Annotated in this window: 22 protein-coding genes; 9 read left to right on the top strand and 13 right to left on the bottom strand. The window is 72.1% G+C overall.

What is annotated here, in order from left to right; genetic code table 11:
- The first annotated feature begins 262 nt into the window (after positions 1–262).
- The 3 genes from DLJ59_RS06560 to DLJ59_RS06550 are packed head-to-tail and all read left to right on the top strand — an operon-like array spanning position 263 to position 3213.
- Complete coding sequence (locus DLJ59_RS06560; protein WP_124771603.1) at positions 263–1030, top strand: glycerophosphodiester phosphodiesterase family protein; 768 nt, start codon at positions 263–265, stop codon at positions 1028–1030.
- Between the two features lie 18 nt (positions 1031–1048).
- Positions 1049–2440, top strand: coding sequence for an MFS transporter (locus tag DLJ59_RS06555; RefSeq protein ID WP_124771602.1), 1392 nt, complete (start codon positions 1049–1051; stop codon positions 2438–2440).
- 56 nt (positions 2441–2496) lie between these two features.
- Positions 2497–3213 (top strand): thymidine kinase, encoded by a 717-nt coding sequence (locus tag DLJ59_RS06550; protein ID WP_112586966.1) that lies wholly within the window; start codon positions 2497–2499, stop codon positions 3211–3213.
- A gap of 65 nt (positions 3214–3278) precedes the next feature.
- Here DLJ59_RS06550 and DLJ59_RS06545 read toward each other — a convergent pair whose 3' ends face one another.
- Positions 3279–4415, bottom strand: coding sequence for a low temperature requirement protein A (locus DLJ59_RS06545; protein ID WP_124771601.1), 1137 nt, complete (start codon positions 4413–4415; stop codon positions 3279–3281).
- Between the two features lie 52 nt (positions 4416–4467).
- Positions 4468–4926: an Rv0361 family membrane protein gene (locus DLJ59_RS06540; protein ID WP_425271395.1), complete on the bottom strand. Its 459-nt coding sequence runs from the start codon at positions 4924–4926 to the stop codon at positions 4468–4470.
- Positions 4927–5063: 137 nt separating this feature from the next.
- On the opposite strand from DLJ59_RS06540, the gene DLJ59_RS06535 reads away from it, so the two are divergent.
- Together DLJ59_RS06535 and DLJ59_RS06530 are read left to right on the top strand one after the other, a co-directional pair.
- A complete protein-coding gene (locus DLJ59_RS06535; protein WP_124771600.1) occupies positions 5064–6767 on the top strand; it encodes an acyl-CoA dehydrogenase family protein in 1704 nt (567 codons plus the stop codon).
- Between the two features lie 60 nt (positions 6768–6827).
- The gene (locus DLJ59_RS06530) at positions 6828–7199 is read left to right on the top strand and encodes a VOC family protein (RefSeq protein ID WP_124771599.1); all 372 of its coding nucleotides are present in this window, start codon (positions 6828–6830) and stop codon (positions 7197–7199) included.
- 15 nt (positions 7200–7214) lie between these two features.
- Here DLJ59_RS06530 and DLJ59_RS06525 read toward each other — a convergent pair whose 3' ends face one another.
- The 5 genes from DLJ59_RS06525 to DLJ59_RS06505 form a co-directional block, all read right to left on the bottom strand.
- On the bottom strand, positions 7215–8213 hold the full coding sequence (locus tag DLJ59_RS06525; protein ID WP_124771598.1) for a tyrosine-type recombinase/integrase: 999 nt from the start codon (positions 8211–8213) through the stop codon (positions 7215–7217).
- 71 nt (positions 8214–8284) lie between these two features.
- Positions 8285–8710 (bottom strand): Hsp20/alpha crystallin family protein, encoded by a 426-nt coding sequence (locus tag DLJ59_RS06520; protein WP_124771597.1) that lies wholly within the window; start codon positions 8708–8710, stop codon positions 8285–8287.
- A gap of 102 nt (positions 8711–8812) precedes the next feature.
- The gene (locus DLJ59_RS06515) at positions 8813–9307 is read right to left on the bottom strand and encodes a GNAT family N-acetyltransferase (RefSeq protein WP_244235860.1); all 495 of its coding nucleotides are present in this window, start codon (positions 9305–9307) and stop codon (positions 8813–8815) included.
- 80 nt (positions 9308–9387) lie between these two features.
- The gene (locus DLJ59_RS06510) at positions 9388–9903 is read right to left on the bottom strand and encodes a DUF2087 domain-containing protein (RefSeq protein ID WP_124771596.1); all 516 of its coding nucleotides are present in this window, start codon (positions 9901–9903) and stop codon (positions 9388–9390) included.
- 55 nt (positions 9904–9958) lie between these two features.
- Entirely contained in the window at positions 9959–10462 is a 504-nt protein-coding gene (locus DLJ59_RS06505) for a MarR family winged helix-turn-helix transcriptional regulator (protein ID WP_208648570.1), read from the bottom strand.
- A gap of 69 nt (positions 10463–10531) precedes the next feature.
- On the opposite strand from DLJ59_RS06505, the gene DLJ59_RS06500 reads away from it, so the two are divergent.
- The gene (locus DLJ59_RS06500) at positions 10532–11764 is read left to right on the top strand and encodes an MFS transporter (protein ID WP_124771595.1); all 1233 of its coding nucleotides are present in this window, start codon (positions 10532–10534) and stop codon (positions 11762–11764) included.
- Between the two features lie 75 nt (positions 11765–11839).
- Here DLJ59_RS06500 and DLJ59_RS06495 read toward each other — a convergent pair whose 3' ends face one another.
- Both DLJ59_RS06495 and DLJ59_RS06490 read right to left on the bottom strand, forming a co-directional pair.
- Complete coding sequence (locus DLJ59_RS06495) at positions 11840–12031, bottom strand: DUF397 domain-containing protein (RefSeq protein ID WP_124771594.1); 192 nt, start codon at positions 12029–12031, stop codon at positions 11840–11842.
- On the bottom strand, positions 12022–12789 hold the full coding sequence (locus DLJ59_RS06490) for a DUF5753 domain-containing protein (RefSeq protein ID WP_124771593.1): 768 nt from the start codon (positions 12787–12789) through the stop codon (positions 12022–12024). Before DLJ59_RS06490 ends, DLJ59_RS06495 begins: the two co-directional genes overlap by 10 nt.
- A 115-nt stretch (positions 12790–12904) precedes the next feature.
- On the opposite strand from DLJ59_RS06490, the gene DLJ59_RS06485 reads away from it, so the two are divergent.
- Together DLJ59_RS06485 and DLJ59_RS06480 are read left to right on the top strand one after the other, a co-directional pair.
- Positions 12905–13183 (top strand): hypothetical protein, encoded by a 279-nt coding sequence (locus DLJ59_RS06485; protein WP_244235859.1) that lies wholly within the window; start codon positions 12905–12907, stop codon positions 13181–13183.
- Positions 13183–13428, top strand: a complete 246-nt coding sequence (locus DLJ59_RS06480; protein ID WP_124771592.1) for a flavin reductase — start codon at positions 13183–13185, stop codon at positions 13426–13428. Before DLJ59_RS06485 ends, DLJ59_RS06480 begins: the two co-directional genes overlap by 1 nt.
- Here the strand turns inward: DLJ59_RS06480 and DLJ59_RS06475 are convergent.
- The 4 genes from DLJ59_RS06475 to DLJ59_RS06460 all read right to left on the bottom strand — a co-directional run bounded on the left by DLJ59_RS06475 (position 13364) and on the right by DLJ59_RS06460 (position 16033).
- The gene (locus tag DLJ59_RS06475) at positions 13364–14011 is read right to left on the bottom strand and encodes a GNAT family N-acetyltransferase (protein ID WP_124771591.1); all 648 of its coding nucleotides are present in this window, start codon (positions 14009–14011) and stop codon (positions 13364–13366) included. The two genes, DLJ59_RS06480 and DLJ59_RS06475, sit on opposite strands and share 65 nt — an antisense overlap.
- Positions 14012–14113: 102 nt before the next feature.
- Positions 14114–14365, bottom strand: coding sequence for a Type 1 glutamine amidotransferase-like domain-containing protein (locus DLJ59_RS06470; RefSeq protein ID WP_244235858.1), 252 nt, complete (start codon positions 14363–14365; stop codon positions 14114–14116).
- 133 nt (positions 14366–14498) lie between these two features.
- The gene (locus DLJ59_RS06465; protein WP_124771590.1) at positions 14499–15005 is read right to left on the bottom strand and encodes a DinB family protein; all 507 of its coding nucleotides are present in this window, start codon (positions 15003–15005) and stop codon (positions 14499–14501) included.
- Complete coding sequence (locus DLJ59_RS06460) at positions 15002–16033, bottom strand: aldo/keto reductase (RefSeq protein WP_124771589.1); 1032 nt, start codon at positions 16031–16033, stop codon at positions 15002–15004. The genes DLJ59_RS06465 and DLJ59_RS06460 overlap by 4 nt, the downstream gene beginning before the upstream one ends.
- 122 nt (positions 16034–16155) lie before the next feature.
- Between DLJ59_RS06460 and DLJ59_RS06455 the strand changes: the two genes are divergently transcribed.
- Positions 16156–17712 (top strand): ArnT family glycosyltransferase, encoded by a 1557-nt coding sequence (locus DLJ59_RS06455; protein WP_244235857.1) that lies wholly within the window; start codon positions 16156–16158, stop codon positions 17710–17712.
- Positions 17713–17727 lie beyond the last annotated feature (15 nt).

The raw sequence follows: 17727 nt of genomic DNA, 5'->3' as shown, positions 1-17727 counted from the left end.
CACCTGAGCCGTACCGGCGACGGGGACAATGATCACGTGTCGCGCCGCCCGCTCGTTCTCATCGCAGTGGTGCTCCTCGTCGTCGGTGGCTGAGACAGGCAGGAAGATCGACTCGGTTTCCTGCGAACCGGGGCATGCCCGCGCCGCGGACACCGCGACTTTCAGGAATCCGAGACGATCACCAGGCGGGGCGGCGGCGCGAGCGGGCGACAGACGCCCGCCGGCCACCCGCCGGCCACCAAGCACCGGCATACTGCGTCGCGTGTTGACCCGATTCGGCTACCTCGACGCACCCGCGCCGCTGGCGTTCGCCCACCGTGGCGGCGCGGCCGAGGGCGACGAGAACACCACCGAGGCGTTCGCCCGGGCCATCGGGCTGGGCTACCGGTACGTGGAGACCGACGTGCACGCCACCTCCGACGGCGTGACGGTGATCTTCCACGACCCGACGCTGCGCCGGGTCACCGGTGAGGCGGGGCGCATCGCCGAGATGAGCTGGACGGATCTCGCCTCGGTACGCGTCGGCGGCGCCGCCGTCGTACCCCGGCTCGACGAGGTGTTGGGGGCGTGGCCGCAGGTCCGCTTCAACATCGACGTGAAGGCCGACGGCGGCGTCGAGCCGACGGTCGCGACGGTGAGCCGGGCCGGCGCCGGCGACCGGGTGCTGCTCGCCTCGTTCAGCGACGCCCGGCTGACCCGGATGCGGGCGCTCACCGAGGGACGGGTCGCCACCAGCCTGGGCATGCGCGGCGTTGCCCGGCTGCGGTTGGCCTCCCTGCACGGACGCCCGCTGCGGCTGCCGCCGTCGGTGGTCGCCGCGCAGGTGCCGCCGCGCTACGGGCGAGTGCCGGTGGTGGACCGCCGGTTCCTCGACTACTGCCACCGCATCGGCTTGCAGGTGCACGTCTGGACGATCGACGAACCAGCCCAGATGCACGAGTTACTGGATCGTGGCGTGGATGGCATCATGACCGATCACGTCGGCGTGCTGCGCGACGTCTACCGCAGCCGCGGCCACTGGGCCGCCTGAAGGACCGAAGGACCCCCGATGGCCGAGACCGTGACCCCCACGGTGGACGACACCCTGCCTCCGGCGAGCACCCGCCGGGAGCGCAGGGGCTGGTACATCTACGACTGGGCCAACTCCGCGTTCCAGACCACCGTGATCACCGTGTTCCTCGGCCCGTTCCTGACCACCGTCGCCGAGTTGGCGGCCGGCTGCGAACTGGGCGCGGACTCCTGCGACGGCTCCGTCTACCCACTGGGCATCAAGATTGCCGCCGGGTCCTACTACCCGTACCTGATCTCGCTGTCGGTGTTCCTCACCGTGTTCGTGCTGCCGGTCATCGGGGCGATCGCCGACCGGTCGGCACACAAGAAGCGGCTGCTCGGCGCCGCCGCGTTCACCGGCGCCGGCGCCACCATCGCGATGGCCTTCGTCACCGGCGACCGCTACCTGCTCGGCGGGGCGCTCTTCCTGGTCGCCAACATCTCCTTCGGCGCCGCGATCGTGGTCTACAACTCGTTCCTGCCGCAGCTCGGCGGCCCCGACGAACGCGACGGCATCTCCAGTCGCGGCTGGGCGCTGGGCTACCTCGGCGGCGGTCTGCTGCTGGCCCTCAACCTCGTCGCGATCACCCTGCTCGACGAGGGCGACAACCCGCAACGCACCCTGGACCTGGCCCGCTGGTCGATCGTGTCCGCCGGCGTGTGGTGGGCGTTGTTCACCCTGGTGCCGCTGCGCTGGCTGCGCGAGCGCCCCAGCGTCGCCGCCCTGGCCAGCGGCGGCAACGTGCTCACCGACGGGTTCCGGCAACTCGCCCGCACCATGCGCGAGGTCAAGGCGTACCCGTTGACGCTGTACTTCCTGCTGGCGTTCCTGGTCTACAACGACGGCATCCAGACCGTCATCACCCTGGCCAGCCAGTACGGTACCGAGGAGCTACGCCTGGAGCAGAGCACCCTGATCATCACGATCCTGCTGGTGCAGTTCCTCGCCTTCGGCGGCGCGTTGAGCCTGGGCGCGCTGGCCAAGCGCATCGGCGCCTGGAAGACCGTGCTGCTCAGCCTGGTGCTCTGGACCGGTGTGATCATCGCCGCGTTCCGGCTTCCCGCCGAGGCGCCGCTGCCGTTCATGGTCCTCGGCGCGGCCATCGGCCTGGTCCTCGGCGGCAGCCAGGCGCTGAGCCGGTCGCTGTTCAGCCAGCTCATCCCGGCCGGCAAGGAAGGCGAGTACTACGGCTTCTACGAGATCAGCGACAAGGGCACCAGCTGGCTCGGGCCGCTCGCCTTCGGCCTGGTGTTCCAGCTCACCTCCTCCTACCGGGTGGGCCTGGTCTCACTGCTGATCTTCTTCGTCGTCGGTTTCCTGCTCCTCGCCGCCGTGCCGATCCGCCGTGCCATCGTGGCCGCGGGCAACACACCACCCCGGGTGCTCTGAGCACGCGTCCCGCGCCCGACAGATCAGGGGCGGTCGATCAGCTAGGCTGCCCGACCGTGACCGACGACGCCGCCACCGCACCGACCTGCCTGGCCCACCCGTTCCCCGGCCAGCCACACGCTCCGGCCGGCTGCGCCGCCGCGCGCGGGCTCGACGGGCGGCCGGTGCACGCGGCGGCGTTGAAGTTCTTCTGGGGGCCGATGGACTGCGGCAAGTCCACCATGGCGTTGCAGATGAACTACAACCACGCCCGGCAGGGCCGGCGCGGGTTGGTCACCACCCGCATCGACAGGTCGCTGGGCCCGCAGGTCACCACCCGCATCGGCCTGGCCCACGAGGCCATCGAGGTCACCGACGACCTGGACCTGCGGGCCCTGGTGCGCGGCCGGTGGGCCGACGGGGTACGTGTCGACTACCTGATCTGCGACGAGGCGTGCTTCTACACCGTCGAGCACGTCGAGCAGATGGCCGAACTGGTCGACAGCTACGACGTCGACGTCTTCGCGTTCGGCCTGGCCACCGACTTCCGGTCGCGGCTGTTCCCCGCCGCGCAACGCCTGTTCGAGCTGGCCGACGAGGTGGCCCGCATCCAGGTCGAGGTGCTCTGCTGGTGCGGGCGCGAGGGGCTGCTCAACGCCCGGGTCGTCGACGGTCGGGTCGTCCGCGAGGGCGCCCAGGTCGTCATCGGCGACACCGTCGACACCGCCGAGGTGCGCTACCAGGTGCTCTGCCGTCGGCACTACCGCAGCGGCGACCTCGGCCCCCGCGACTGAGCGGCCCGCCCCACGCGGACACGCGATCGGCCGTTGTCTGAGAGTCGACCTGATCGACCGGGCCGTCAGGACGGCTGCCGGGCGGCGGCGCGTACCCGGAACTGGTCGGTCAGGATCACGGCGACCGTCACCGTCAACGCCGACGCGGCGGACACCGCGACGGGCGCCCTCAGCCCCACCACGACCGGTATCAGCGCCAGCAGGATCGCCACCGCCGTGATCCGGCTGGTCGGCAGGGTCCGCCACAGCACCGCCTTGTAGGCGGCGTGCCCGGCGAGGAACAGTGCCGGGCCGCCCAGGGTGAACAGCGCCGCGGTCGTGGTGGCGGGGGCGCCGGGTTGGCGCAGCACCTGCTCGTCGCCCGCCGCGGTGACGATGATGCCGGCGACCATCACCGGGTGCAGGTAGTTGAACGCCAGCCGGCCCAGGGCGCCGGTGCGCTCGCCGGCGTCCGTGATGACCTTTGCCGCCGCCGGGGCCGCTCGGGCGAAGTACACCCACCACAGCGCCACCGAACCGGCGAACGCCAGCACGAACGCGCCGGACATCGCCAGGTCCAGGTGCTGCGCGAGGGTGCTCCCGGTGACCAGGATCGACTCCCCCAGGGTGATGAGGATGAACGCCTGACACCGCTCGGCCAGGTGCCCGCCCTCCACCATCCACCGCTCGGCGCGGCTACGGCCCAGACCGGGCACCGGGTAGCCGCTCGACAGTCCGATCACCTCGACCACGATCGCCGCCGCCCACAGCGCCTCCTGGAATGTTCCGCCGATCACCCCGCCGAGCACCACGAGCAACGACGTCCCCGCGAACCATGGCAGTGCCTTCTGAAACCCGTCGACCAGCCACGGCTGGCCCTGCACCGCCCACAACGAGAACAGGACCCGACCCACCTGCATGCCCGCGTAGACCAGCGCGATGATCAGCCCGCCGTCGGTGAACGCCTCGGGGATCGCCGCCGAGAGCAGCAGGCTGCCCAGCATCAGCGCGATCAGCATTGCCCGCACCGGCGCCTGGTCGGGTCGCAGCCAGTTCGTCGCCCAAGCGGTGTAAACCCACACGAACCAGACCAGCGCCAGTAGGAGCGCGGTACGTGCGACACCACGCCAGTCCGGGTGCGCGATCAGGTAGTGCGCCAACTGGGTCGTGGTGAAGATGAAGACCAGGTCGAAGAAGAGCTCCATCGACGTGGTCTGCTCCACCCCCCGACGCTCGCGCAGCAACCACGGCCGCCTCGGCCGAACGACCGAGGGCTCAGAAGGGGTCACCGCACACCCGCCAGCTTCCGTCCTCACGGACCACCGGCAGGCGACGTTCCTCGGTGAGCCCACCGTCGCGGGTCACCTTCACGGTCACCGTTCCCTGCGGTCGCCCGCTGCGGGTGGCGACCGACACGTCGGTGATCTCGTAGTCGGTGACCATCGGCGGCGTCCGCACCCAACTGGTGAAGCCGATCGCGCTCCACCGGCTGCGCGCGTCCGCGCAGAGCCGCTCGTACGCCCGGTCGCTGTCGCCGAGGGCCACCTCGCTGAGGAAACCGTCGGCGGTCTCCCGGATCGGGCCGGCGGCCTGCCGGACGGTCTGCAGGTTCCAGGCGCCCAACCCGGCCACCCCGACGCAGCACAGCGCCATGCCGAACCCGGCGAAGGCCAGCCCGGTGCGCATCGGGCGGTGCCGCCGGGCCGGTCGGCTCCACGACTGGCCGGCACCCACGACTACCGACCGTAGAGAACGTCGTCGCGGTGAGGTAGGACAAGCGGAAAACTGGGTGCGCCCGAGGGCCTGTTCGCGGCGGCGGCGCATCGTCTACCGTCGGCGCACACCCCCGAGCAGCGCCAGGGAGCCGATCGATGAGCCGCTTCGTGCAGCCGGTACCACCCCCCGCCGACCCGTACGCCGGCGACGGCCTGCTGCGCTCCTGGCTGGAGCGTCACCTCGGCCCGGCCGGCCACGCCGCCGCGAAGGGCCGCCTCGCGGACCTGGCCGCCGACGTCACCGGGCCGCTGCGCGCGGCGCACGCCGACGCGGAGGCGCACCCGCCGACGCTGGTCCGCTACGACCCGTGGGGTGCCCGGATCGACCGCATCGACACGTCCGCCGGTTGGCAGGCGCAGCGCGCCGCCGCCGCCCGACACGCCGTGGTCGCGCTGCCCTACCTGCCGGACGCCCGGGGCACCTGGGGTGCCGCCGCGCGGGTCGTGCAACACGCCCTGCTGCACCTGTACGGGCCGGAGTCGGCGACGTTCTCCTGCCCGGTGGCGATGGCCGACGGGGCGGCGGCGCTGCTCAGCATGCCCGACGTCGACGCCACCGTCCGTGACGCGTGGCTGCCCCGGCTGATCTCCACCGACCCGGCCGCGGCGATCACCAGCGGGCAGTGGATGACCGAGTCGCAGGGCGGCTCCGACCTGGGTCGCTCCGGCACGCTCGGTCGACCCGCGGCGGACGGGTCGTGGCGGCTGACCGGGGAGAAGTGGTTCTGCTCCGCCGCCGACGCGGCGATGGCGGTGGCGCTGGCCCGACCGGAGGGCGCCGGGCGCGGTAGCCGGGTGCTCGCCCCGTTCCTCGTTCCCCGGTACGCGGTCGACTCACCGCTGGCCGACGGCGCGGCGCCGGGCGCACCCGCACCGGGTGTCACAGTGCACCGGCTCAAGGACAAGCTCGGCACCCGGGCGCTGCCCACCGCCGAGATCGGTCTGCGCGACGCGTACGCCCTCCCGCTGGGTGACCCGGCGGTGCCCGGTCTGGTTCGGGCGATGACCCTGGTGGTGGTGACCCGGGTGCACAACGCGGCGGCGGCGGCCGGCGGGATGCGACGGGGTCTCGACTACGCCCGCGCGTACGCCGAGGTGCGGCACGTCGCTGGCGGCCCACTGGTCTCCTCACCCCTGCACCGGGCCACCCTGGGCACCCTCGCGGTCGACGCGGCGGGCGCGTTCGCCCTCGCCGGGCACGCGTTTGCCCTGCTGGGGCAGGTGGAGGTCGGCGCCGACCCGGAGGCGGCGGCGGAGCTGCGCATCGTGGCGCCGTTGGCGAAGCTGGCCACCGGCCGGCTCGCCGTCAGCTCCGCCAGCGAGTACGTGGAGAGCTTCGGCGGGGCCGGCTACGTGGAGGACACCGGCGTGCCCCGGCTGCTGCGTGACGCCCAGGTGCTGCCGATCTGGGAGGGCACCACCAACGTGCTGGCCCTGGACGTGCTGCGCGCCCTGACCCGGGAGGACGCCGGAGCCCCGCTGCTGAGCCGGCTCGCCGCCGCCGTCGACCTGGCTCGGCCGCTGTCGCCGACGCTGGCCGACACCCTGGCCACCGCCGCCGCGCAGCTGAGGGAGACCATCACCGCGGTGACCGTCGACCCGGGTGCGTCGGCGGTGCTCGCGGGCGCCCGTGGTCTGGCGTTGCGCCTGGCGTACGCGCTGACCACCGCGTTGCTCGTCGAGCACGCCGCGTGGGGGGACGAGCAGGCGGAGTTGGCCGCCCGGCTGTGGGCGCGCCGTTGGCTGCGGCACGAGGAGATCGCCGAGGACGCCCACCATCACCTGGATCTGCTCTGCTGATCGGCCCCGTGACGCCGCGGAGGCGCCGTAGTTGTCGGGCCCCGGCGCGATACTGCCGGCGTGACGATTTCTGCCGACCTCGCGATGGTCAACCTCGACAGTTCCGATCCCGCCGGCCACGCCGCGTTCTACCACGAGGCGCTGGGCTGGGAGGTCACCCACAGCCAACCCGAGTACGCGATGATCAGCTCCGGTGGCGTCTCCATCGGCTTCGGCCTGGTCGATGGTTACCGGCCGCCCGCCTGGCCGGACGAGACCGGCGGCAAGCGCTACCACCTGGACCTTTACGTCGACGACCTGGCGGCGGCGGAGGAGAAGTTCGTCGCCGCAGGCGCGTCGAAGCCGGCCTTCCAGCCCGGTGGTGAGCGGTGGGTGGTGCTTCTCGACCCGATCGGGCAGCCGTTCTGCATCTGTCCCCGACCGCAGGGCTGAGGCGGCTTCCGCCGCTCAGCCGCGACGGCGCGACCGGGCCGCCCACACCGCGTAGGCCGGGTCGCGGTCGAGGTTGTGCCGGTCCCGGTCGTAGCGGCGGGTGGTGCGCGGGTCGGCGTGCCCCATGGCGTCCTGCACGTCCTCCAGCGGCACGCCTTCCGAGCGCGCGGTGGTGGCGAAGGCGTGTCGCAGTGAGTGTGGGGACAGCTTCGCCCAGGCCGGGATGCCGGCGGCGCGGGCGAGTCGTCGCACCATCCGGAACACCGAGTGTCGGTCCAGCCGGGCACCGCTGGCGGTGACCAGCAGCGGGCCGGTCAGTTGCGGCACCGGCACGCCGCTGGCGGCGGCCCGGTGGGCCAGGTAGGCGTCCAGGGCGTGCCCGGTGCCGGGGGTGAGGGCGCGGCGGCGTTGTTTGCCGCCCTTGCCGACGAAGCGCACGCTTCGGTGGCCGCGTTCGGTGCCGAGGTCGGTCAGGTCCAGCGAGATCAGTTCCCCGACCCGCAGACCCAGATCGGCGAGGAGCGCGAGCACCGCCCGGTTGCGTACAGCGGTCGCGCCGGTGTCCGCGTCGGCGGCTCTGAGCAGGGCGTCCACCTCCTCGGGGGTGAGCCCGACGGTGGCGGAGTGGTCCCGGTCGACGCGGGGTCGGTCGGCGCCGGAGACCGGGTTGGCCGGCACCGCGCCCAGTTTGACGAGGAAGTCGTACCAACTGGACAGCGCCGAGAGTCGGCGCGCGACGGTCGCCGGGGTCAGCGGGCGGCCGCTGCGGGCGCCGACGCTGTTCTCCATGGCGCGGGCGTACTCGTTGACGTGCAGGAACGTGGCCCGCAGCGGGTCGAGGTCGCGGTCGGCGCACCAGCGGAGCCAGCCGGTGACGTCACGCCGGTAGGCGTCGCGGGTGTGCTCGGACAACCGCCGGTTACGCAGCCACGCTTCGGTGACCTCGACCGGCCCGCTCGGCAGCGCCGGTGGCGCGGGCGGACGGGCGAGCACCGGAGCGTCGGAGAACACCATGTGAAAAAGACTCTCAGCCTCGGGTGGGATCGGCGTGCAGGCGCGCCGGTCCCACCCGTCACCGTGGCGGATCAGGCGTTGATCTCTCGGCGGGCGGCGCCGTTGGCCTGGATGGTCACCCGGCGGGGCTTGGCGCGCTCGGCGACCGGGATGCGCAGGGTCAGCACCCCGTTCTCGTAGCCGGCCTCCAGCTTGTCGGTGTCCAGTGTGTCGCCGAGGAACAGTTGCCGGGTGAAGGTGCCCATCGGGCGTTCGGCGGCGACCAGCTCGACACCGTCGCCGGCGGGTCGGCGACGCTCGGCGCGGACGGTGAGCACGTTGCGTTCGACGGTGCAGTCGATGCTGTCCGGGTCGACGCCGGGCAGGTCGAACGCCGCGTAGAAGTGGTCGCCGTCGCGGTAGGCGTCAAGGTGCATCGTCGCGGGGCGGGCCGCCGTACCGAAGAACTGCTCGGCGAGCCGGTCGATCTCGCGGAACGGGTCGGTACGCATCAACATGGTCATGCCTCCTCGGGTCTCCTGGCCGAAGGTGATGAGTTGAGCCTGGGAGACTCAACTTCCTCTTCTTATTTAGCGCGTCCCGGTGCCGACGTCAACTGCTCACCGCAGCCGCTTCTCAAACCAGTGCTCGGCGTAGGGGCCCTGCGAGTACGCCGGGATCTCCAGGTAGTCGTGCCGGGCGTACAGGGCTCGGGCTTCGACCAGGTCGTTGCGGGTGTCGAGGCGAATCCGGTCCGCCCCGGCCGCGCGGGCGCGTTCCTCGACGGCGGCCAGCAGTGCGCTGCCCCCACCGGCACCGCGATGCTCGGGCCGGACGAACACCCGGGTCAGCTCGGCCCAGCCCGGTTGCCAGCGCAGCCCGGCGCAGCCGGCCAGGGCGTCGCCGTGGTGGGCGAGCAGGAGCAGCCCGCTCGGCGCGGTCAGGTCATCGCTGGGCAGCTCGGCCAGGGCCGCGTCGACCTCGCCGGGCAGGGCAGGTCGGCGGTGGTAGCGAACCACCATCTCGGTCATGTACTCGCGCAGCAGCGACACGGCGTCGGGCTGGTCGGGTCGGACAGCGGTGGTCACCCACGTTGGTCGGGCGGTAATGGTCACCTGTTGATCATTACCGCCCGGTCAACGGATTTATCCGGTCAGCGTCACGACGACGGCCAGACGGTTCGCGAAGCGGACGATCAGAGTCGCTGGTAGATGCCGCGCTCGCGGGTGAGCAACTGTTCGTCGATCAGATACCGGCGCAGCGTCGCGTGATCCGATCCGCCCGCAGCGCACCAGGGCTTGAGCGCGTCGTCGACAGCCCGCTCCGGGTAGTGGGTGCCCGGCTCGAACGACTGCTCGGCGATGTGCCGGAGCAGAACCCTCCGCCGGCTCGGCTGCGCCGGCAGGCTCACCAGGACACCCGCGCGCAGAAAAGTCCGCAGCACCGGATCGGTGGCGGGCCCGGCGTCGTCGGGCGGCCGGTTGTCGCGTGCTGCCGCCCGTAGCGACGCCTCGTCGGCCGCGAGCGCACCGTCCGCGCCGACGACAAGGCCCGCGTCGGCGAGCCGGCGGACCCCGGTGAGCACCACCCGCGCCGACAGTCCGACGCGCTGCGCGACCTCGGTCGCGCTGGTCGCGCCCAGCACGATCGCCGCGAAGATCCGTCGCCGTCCGTCGTCGGCCAGGGCACCAGCCAGAGCATGGGTAGTCACGCCGGTCACCCTTCCATCGGCGGTACGCGGGACGCCAGGCGATTTTCCGGCCCGCTCAGTCGGCCTGCGGCTGCTCGGCGACGAGAAGCACCCGACGCAGCAGGTCGGAGAGGTGTCGCCGTTCGGTCGCGGTGAGCGCGCCGAGCAGGCGGTGCTCCTCCGCGCCCTGAACCTCCATCGCCCCGCGCCACGCGGCCTGACCCGCCTCGGTGAGCTCCACATCGACCCGTCGGCGGTCGACAGTGGACGGGATTCGGCGCACGAAGCCCCGCCGCAGCAGCGCGTCCACCCGTGCCGTGATCGAGGCGGGGGCCATCGCGAGGTCGGCGGCGAGGTCCGAGGGCGCGGCCCGGCCCCGGCGGCCGGCCAGGGCGTGCAGGGTGTCGTACTCGTGGGCCGGTAGGTCGAGGTCGACCAGGACCCGCTCCTTGACCGACCGCAGGTGCCGGGTCAGCCGGATCATCCTGGTCACCGCCCCCTCGACGTCCGCGTCGAGGTCGGGCACGACGGGCAGCCAGCGCTCGATGTGCTGGTCGACGGCGTCCGGGGTGGCGCTCACCGCACCAGCTTACCTCAACGCCGAAATATTCGTTGTCGAAATATTAGACGTCGAACTAAGCTCGCGATCATGGCTCACCCACTGCGCAACCCCTCCTTCCGGCTGCTGTTCCTGGGTCGCGGCATCTCCGCCATCGGCGACGCGGTGGTGCCGGCCGCGCTGGCCCTGGCCGTGCTGCGCGCCACCGGCTCCACCGGCGCGCTGGCCGTCGTCCTCGCCGCCGCGGTCGTCCCCCGGCTGCTCCTGCTGCCGTTCGGAGGTGTCGTGGCCGACCGGTTCGACGCCCGCCGGGTCGCCCTGCTGGCCGACCTGGTGCGCTGCGTGACCCAGGTCGCGGTCGGCGTCGAACTGCTCGGCGGCGATCCGTCGCTGACCACCGTGGTGATGGCGTCCGCGCTCGGCGGGACCGCCTCGGCGTTCGCCATTCCGACCGCCTCTCCGCTGGTCGCCGGCACCGTCGAACCGGCCGACCGGCAGCGGGCCAACGCCCTGATGGGAATCACCGCCAACACCAGCCGCCTCGCCGGACCGGCGCTGGCCGGCGCGCTGATCTGGGCCGCCGGCCCCGGCTGGGCGTTCATCCTGGACGGTGCGTCGTTCGCGCTCAGCGCCTCGCTGCTCGCGCTGGTGCGGGTCCGGCACGTGCCGGTGCCCCGCCGTTCCGTCCTCGCCGACCTGCGGCACGGCTTCGGCGAGGTACGCGCCCGCGACTGGTTCTGGACCAGCCTGCTCGGGCACGGCGTGTGGAACGGCGCCGCCGCCGTGCTGATGACCCTCGGGCCGGCCGTCGCGATCGACCAACTCGGCGGCGAGACGACCTGGGTGCTGCTGTTGCAGGCCGGCGCGATCGGCATGCTCGCCGGCTCTGTGCTGGCCGGGCGGGTCCGGCTGCGCCGGCCGGTATTGCTGGCCAACCTCGGGCTGGCCTGCTACGCCGCGCCGCTGTTCCTGCTCGCCGTCGCCGCGCCCGCCCCCATGGTGATCGCCGCGTACGCGGTGGCGCTGACCGCCCTGGGCTACCTCAACCCGGTGTGGGAGACCGTCGTGCAGCACCACTTCCCGCCGGAGGTGCTGGCCCGGGTCACCTCGTACGACTGGCTGGTGTCGCTGGGCGCCATGCCGCTGGGCTACGCGTTGGCGCCGTTGGCCGCCGACGCGTTCGGCGCGCCCGTCCCGCTGGCCATCGCGGGCCTGCTGGTCCTCGCCTCCTGCGCGGGCACCGCGCTCGTCCCCGGAGTACGCCGCCTCACCTGGCCGGCGACCGGGCAACCGCAACCGGCCGAGCCCGCCGCGCTCCGCTGATCGGATCGTGCGCGGTGACCGGGGCACGCGAAAGGCTCCCGGTCAACACCGGAAGCCTTTGTGCGATGTGGTCGGTCAGCGGGCGTCGCGTGCCATCGCGACAAAGCCACGCCACGACTGCGGGCTGAACATCAGCGTGCCGCCGTCGCGGTCCTTGGTGTCACGAACGAGGACCACGCCCGGCAGGTTGTCGGCGACCTCGACACAGTCACCACCGTTGCCGCCGCTCTTCGTGCTCTTCCGCCACCGCGCACCGGTCATGTCCATGATGCCGCCGCTTCTCTGAGAAGTTCCAAGGAACGCCCTCGGGGCAGGGCCTCTCCGCGAATACGTTCCCACCGTCGTTCCAGGTTAACAAGATCCGAGGTTTGGTCCAGGATCTGTGCCCGTGCCGCGCTGTCGACGTGCGCGACCCTGGACCCGTCCGGCATGTCGGCGATCGTGAACGGTCCGTCGAGCCCGGGATAGCCGGGTGCGTCCGCTGGGACGATGTGCAGTTGGATGGTGCCCGTCTCGGCGTAGCCGACCAGGCGCGCGAGTTGCGCCGCCATCAACGCGCGGTCGTCGCCGACGCGCCGCCTCAGCACTCCCTCGTCGAGCACGGCGATCAGCAGTGGTCCACCGCTGCGGCCGAGAATCGCCTGCCGGTTGATGCGCGCCTCGGCGAACTCGGCGACCGCCTCCGATGACAGCACCCCACCGGCCAGGGTCGCTCTGGCGTACGCCTCGGTCTGCAGCAGCCCGGGCACCCAGGCGAGTTGGAACGACCGCAGCGTCACCGCCTCGCGTTCCAGGTCGACCCACGGCCGGAACCACACCGGTTCACGACGACGGACCACATCCGGCCACAGCGCGTCGGCGTCTTTCGCCAGCAACCCCGCGACGGTCGCCCGGTGTCGGCTCTGAGGAATGTGCCCCGGGTTCGCCCACCTGGCGACGGTCTTCGGGTGCACGCCGAGCTGACCTGCCAGGCTCTCGGCGGTGTGACCCGCCGCGGCCAGCGCTGCGACAAAGGCGTGGTTCATGCCGTCCTCCCTTGGAGCAAATCAGCTGCCCACAAGAGATTACGTAACGCTGTGTGTTGGTCCAGCGACCCCCGGCAAAGTGCGGTGTAGACGGTGCTACGAGAAGGAGGAAGCGGTGCAGAACGAGATACCGGGCGCTTTCCGGGCCGGGGACGTGGTCCTGTTGACCACCGCGGCGAGCGTTCAATTCAGCAAGCCGATCGTTGCCCGGGTCATCCGCGAGCTGACCGACCGGCACACCTACCACGGATGGCTCTGGCTCGACGCGTACGAGCTGAGCAGGAGGGGCGAAGCCGTCGCCCGCCGCGAGTTGTTCGTGATGCGCGACGGTGTGCGGGTGCATTCCCGTCTGCCCGCGCCGGGCCGGCGACACGTAACCGTGGCGGTGGGCTGATGCCCGAGCGCCCGAAACACTCCCCGCTGCGGCCGTCGTGGCGCTGCCCGGTCTGCGGCATCCTGTGGCCGTGCTCCGCCGCGAAGCTGCGCCTGCTCGGCGAGTACCGCGGGGATAGGCCGAGCCTGTTGGTCCACCTGGCCAAGGTCCAGGAGGAAGCCGCCGCCGACCTCACCAAACTCAACCCGGACGTCGCGCTGCCCGATCTGACCCCCCGTTTCGTCGGCTGGGCGGAAGACCGCTGAACACGGAGTCCACCGCCAGGCGTGCGTGCCGGTGCATGTCGTGCCAGCCGTCGGCGTGGCGCACCGACCCGCGGGCCACGCCCTCGACACCGAAACTGGCCCGGGTAGCCACCCGGCAGGACGCCGCGTTGCCGGTCGAGTGCTCCAGGGCCAGCCGGTGCAGCCCAGCCCGGGTGAAGCCCCACCGGGTCAGGGCGAGCAGCGCCTCGGTGGCGATTCCCCGACCGCGCGCGGCGGGCACCACCCAGTACGACACCTGCGCTGACGCCTCGGTCAGCAGCACGTCGCGCAACCCCACCTGACCGACCGGCCGGTCGTCGGCGTCGACGGCCGCCCAACTGGCGGCGTTCTCGTCGCGCCAACGGCCGGCCCACTGCGCCGTCCACGCCCGCGCCTCGTCGTTGCTGTCGAGGCGACGCACGTGCCATCGCTGGATCACCGGACAGTCGAAGGCAGCCCGGACGGCCGGGGCGTCGTCGTCGCGCCACGGCCGCAGCGCCAGCCCGGGACGTACCGGAAGGTGGGGTTGCTCCTGGGCGGCGAGGCTACCGGCGGGCAGGGCGGGTGCGACGAGCAGCGGCATTCGCCCATTATCAAGCCGACGGCCTCACTCTCCGGTCGGGCCGCCGGCGAGTTTGGCGACCACGTCGAGGTCGAGGGCTGGCTCGGCTGAGGGGACGCCCGGTCAGGGGTTGATCAGTTTCCAGTCGCCTTCGGAGATGACGTCGACCTTGCCATCGACCACTTTGATGGCGGTGTTGTCGTCGATGGCGTAGGTCGGGACCGGGATCCCGGACGCCCACCTCTGGATGTTGGACAGTTCGGTGTCCTCCATCTCCGGATGATTGAGGTGGGGGTACAGCGTGAAATCCACCAGCCCCAGCGCCCGGTCGGCCTCCCGGACCGTCGGCGGCCGTCCAGCGTCAACGGCCCCCACGCTCCGCGCAGATCTTGGACAGTTTCCGTCAGGCCCTGACGGAAACTGTCCAAGATCTGGTGCTGTCGCCGTCCGACTGGATCACCGCCGACCTTATTGATCAAGGGAAACCGCGAACAGCGGCATCAGCCGCTCATTCTCCGGTCGGGCCTCCGGCGAGTTCGGCGACCACGTCGAGGTGGCCCAGGTGGCGGGCGTACTCCTGCACCAGGTGGAACAGCACCCGCTCCAGCGACGCCGGGTCCGCGCCGTTCCAGCGTGGGCCCGGCGCACCGATCTCGGCCAGGTCGTGTGCCGTCACCACGGCCGTGGTGTGCGCGCCCTGCGCCCGCAGCGCCGCCACCAGATCCGCGCGCGTCTCGTCGGGGGCGACGTACCAGCGGTCGTCGCGGCGGTCGCCCCACGGCTCGGCGACGTCGCGGCCCTGGAAGCCCCACTCGATCCAGCGCCGCTCGACGTGGCGCAGGTGCTTGAGCAACTCCAGTGGGGTCCACCCGGACGGCAGCCGGCTATGCCGCAGCTCCGGCTCGGCCAACGCCGACACCTTGGCCACCATGGACTCGCGGAAGTAGTCCAGGTAACTCAGGAAGACCTCGGTGCGGCTGCCGGCCGGGGTGGTGGGTTCAGGAAACGACGTCATGAGTCGGTCGGTAGGTCACGGCCACGCTGGCGCACACCCGCCCCGCCGTACGGGTAGTCGCCCACCGGCGGGGCGCTCGCCTCGTCCAGCAGCCGCATCTGCTCGGCGTCGAGGACCAGGTCGGCGGCGGTCAGGTTGTCGTCGAGCTGCTCGGTGGTGCGCGCGCCGAGGATCACCGACGTGACCGCCGGTCGGGCCGCCAGCCAGGCCAGCGCCACCGCTGACATGGAAACGTCCTGTTCGCCTGCGACCTGGCGAACCGCGTCGAGCACCCGCCAGGTGCGCTCCTCGGCGTTGCGACCCGCGTACGCCTCGACGCCGCGCTGCGGGTTCTCGCCGAGCCGCGTCGCCCCGGTGGGCGTGCTGTCGCGCTGGTACTTGCCGGTCAGCCAACCGCCACCCAGCGGTGACCACGGCAGGATGCCGATGCCCTCGTTCTCGCAGACCGGCACCAACTCGAACTCGATCTCCCTGGCCAGCAGGTTGTACTGCGGTTGCAGGGTCACGATCGGGGTGAGGTTGAGGTGCTGGGTGAGCAGCGCGGCCTTCTGCAACTGCCAGCCGGTGAAGTTGCTGACCCCCGCGTAGCGGATCTTGCCGGCGCTGACCGCGTCGTCGAAGAACCGCAGCGTCTCCGGCAGCGGGGTCAGCGGATCCCAGGCGTGGGCCTGGTACAGGTCGACGGCCTCGACGCCGAGCCGGCGCAGGCTGGCGTCCAGTGCGCGGGTGAGGTGCACACGGGACAGGCCGGCGTCGTTCGCCCCCGGGCCCATCGGGAACCGCCCCTTGGTGGCAATCACCAGGCGGTCACGCAGGTCGGGTCGGCTGCGCAGCCAACGCCCGATGATGTCCTCCGAGACACCGGTGGAGTAGACGTCAGCGGTGTCGATGAAGGTACCGCCGGCCTCGACGAAGCGGTCCAGTTGGGCGAAGCTGCCGGCCTCGTCGGTCTCCGCGCCGAAGGTCATCGTGCCCAGACACAGGGTGGACACCACGGTTCCGGTGCTGCCCAGAGTGCGATAGCGCATATCGTCCTTTCGGTCCGAGTGACAAAGCCGATCTTCGCACTCGGCTGGGCCACCTGCACATGGAGGCCGCCAGGGCCCGGTACGGGCACCCGCCCGGCCACCGCGAGGGCCATCATGAGCGGGTGAGCGAGCCCGCGATCGACATCGACCGGCCGCACGGGTCGGCCCAGTCACCACCGCCGGGGCGGCAACCGGAGACCGGCGCGCGCACCCGCGGCCCATGGGTGGTGGCCGCCGCCACCACCGTGACGCTGCTGCTGCTGCTCGCCGGCCGCTACGGCTATCACCGTGACGAGTTGTATTTCCTGCTCGCCGGTCGGCACCTCGACTGGGGTTACGTCGACCAGGGTCCGCTGGTCCCGGCGATGGCTCGGCTGCTCGACACGATCGCCCCGGGCAACCTGGTGGTGCTGCGTACCCCGTCGGCGGTGCTGGCCGGCGGCGCGGTGCTGCTGGTCGCCGCCATCGCCCGGGAACTGGGTGCCGGCCGGGGCGCGCAGCTCTTCGCGGCGGTGCTCGCCGCGCTGTCCGGCATCGTGCTCGCCAGTGGTCACCTGCTCAGCACCACCACCGTCGACCTGCTGGTCTGGTTGGTCGCGGCGTGGTGTGCGGTGCGGCTGCTGCGCACCGGTGACAGCCGTTGGGCGCTGGGCATCGGGCTGGCGCTCGGGGTAGGCATGATCAGCAAGCTGCTGCCGGCGCTGCTGGCAGTGGGCCTGGTCGTCGGGGTGCTCATCGCCGGGCCGCGTCGACTGCTGCGCGACCGGTGGGTGCTCGCCGCCGCCGGGATCACCCTGCTGCTGGCCGCGCCGAACCTGATCTGGCAGGCGTCGCACGGCTTTCCGCAGCTTGGCGTGGCCGCGTCCATCTCCGACGGTGACAGCTCCTACAGTGGGCGGCTCGACGCGTTCACCCTCCAGTTCGTCATCATCAGCCCGTACGCCGTACCGATCTGGATCGCCGGCCTGGTCGCGCTGCTGCGCCGGCCGGCGTGGGGGGCCTACCGGGCGGTGGGCTGGGCCTGGTTGGTGGTGGTCGGCATCGTGCTGGTCGCCGGCGGCAAGGGTTACTACGACGCGCCGCTGTTGTTGGTCCTCACCGCCGCCGGTGCGGTGGTCACCGTCGCCTGGGCGTCGCGCGGGTCGCTGTGGTGGCGTCGCGGGTTGCTCGCCCTGGGGGTGGTGCCGTTCCTGCTGCCCAACGTCGTGCTGCTGTTGCCGGTCCTGCCGGCCGACCGGTTGCCCGGTTTCGTGGTCGACGTCAACTACGACGCGGGTGAGACGATTGGCTGGCCGGCGTTCGCCGACTCGCTCGCCGCCGTCCATCGTGGGTTGCCGGCGGAGGAGCGCGCACGGGCGGTCGTCCTGACCGCCAACTATGGCGAGGCCGGTGCGGTGGCCCGGTTCGGGCCGGCGCGTGGGCTGCCCGGGGCGTACTCCGGGCACAACAGCATGGTCGACTTCGGCCGGCCGCCCACCGACGCGGACGTGGTCATCGCCGTCGGCTGGGAGCGCCCCGACCAGTTGAACACCTGGTTCGAGCAGTGCGCGCCCGCCGGGCGGGTGGACCAGCGGGTCGAGGTGGAGAACGACGAGAACGGTGGCCCGATCTTCGTGTGCCGGGGGCTGCGGCGTCCGTGGGCGCAGATCTGGGACACCGAGGTACGCCACACCGGCTGACCGCGCACGGCCGGT

The organism is Micromonospora inaquosa, assembly GCF_003857055.1.
Lineage (GTDB): Bacteria > Actinomycetota > Actinomycetes > Mycobacteriales > Micromonosporaceae > Micromonospora > Micromonospora inaquosa.
The sequence above is the reverse complement of the archived record's forward strand: the minus strand, read 5'-3'. Positions and strand labels throughout refer to the sequence as shown.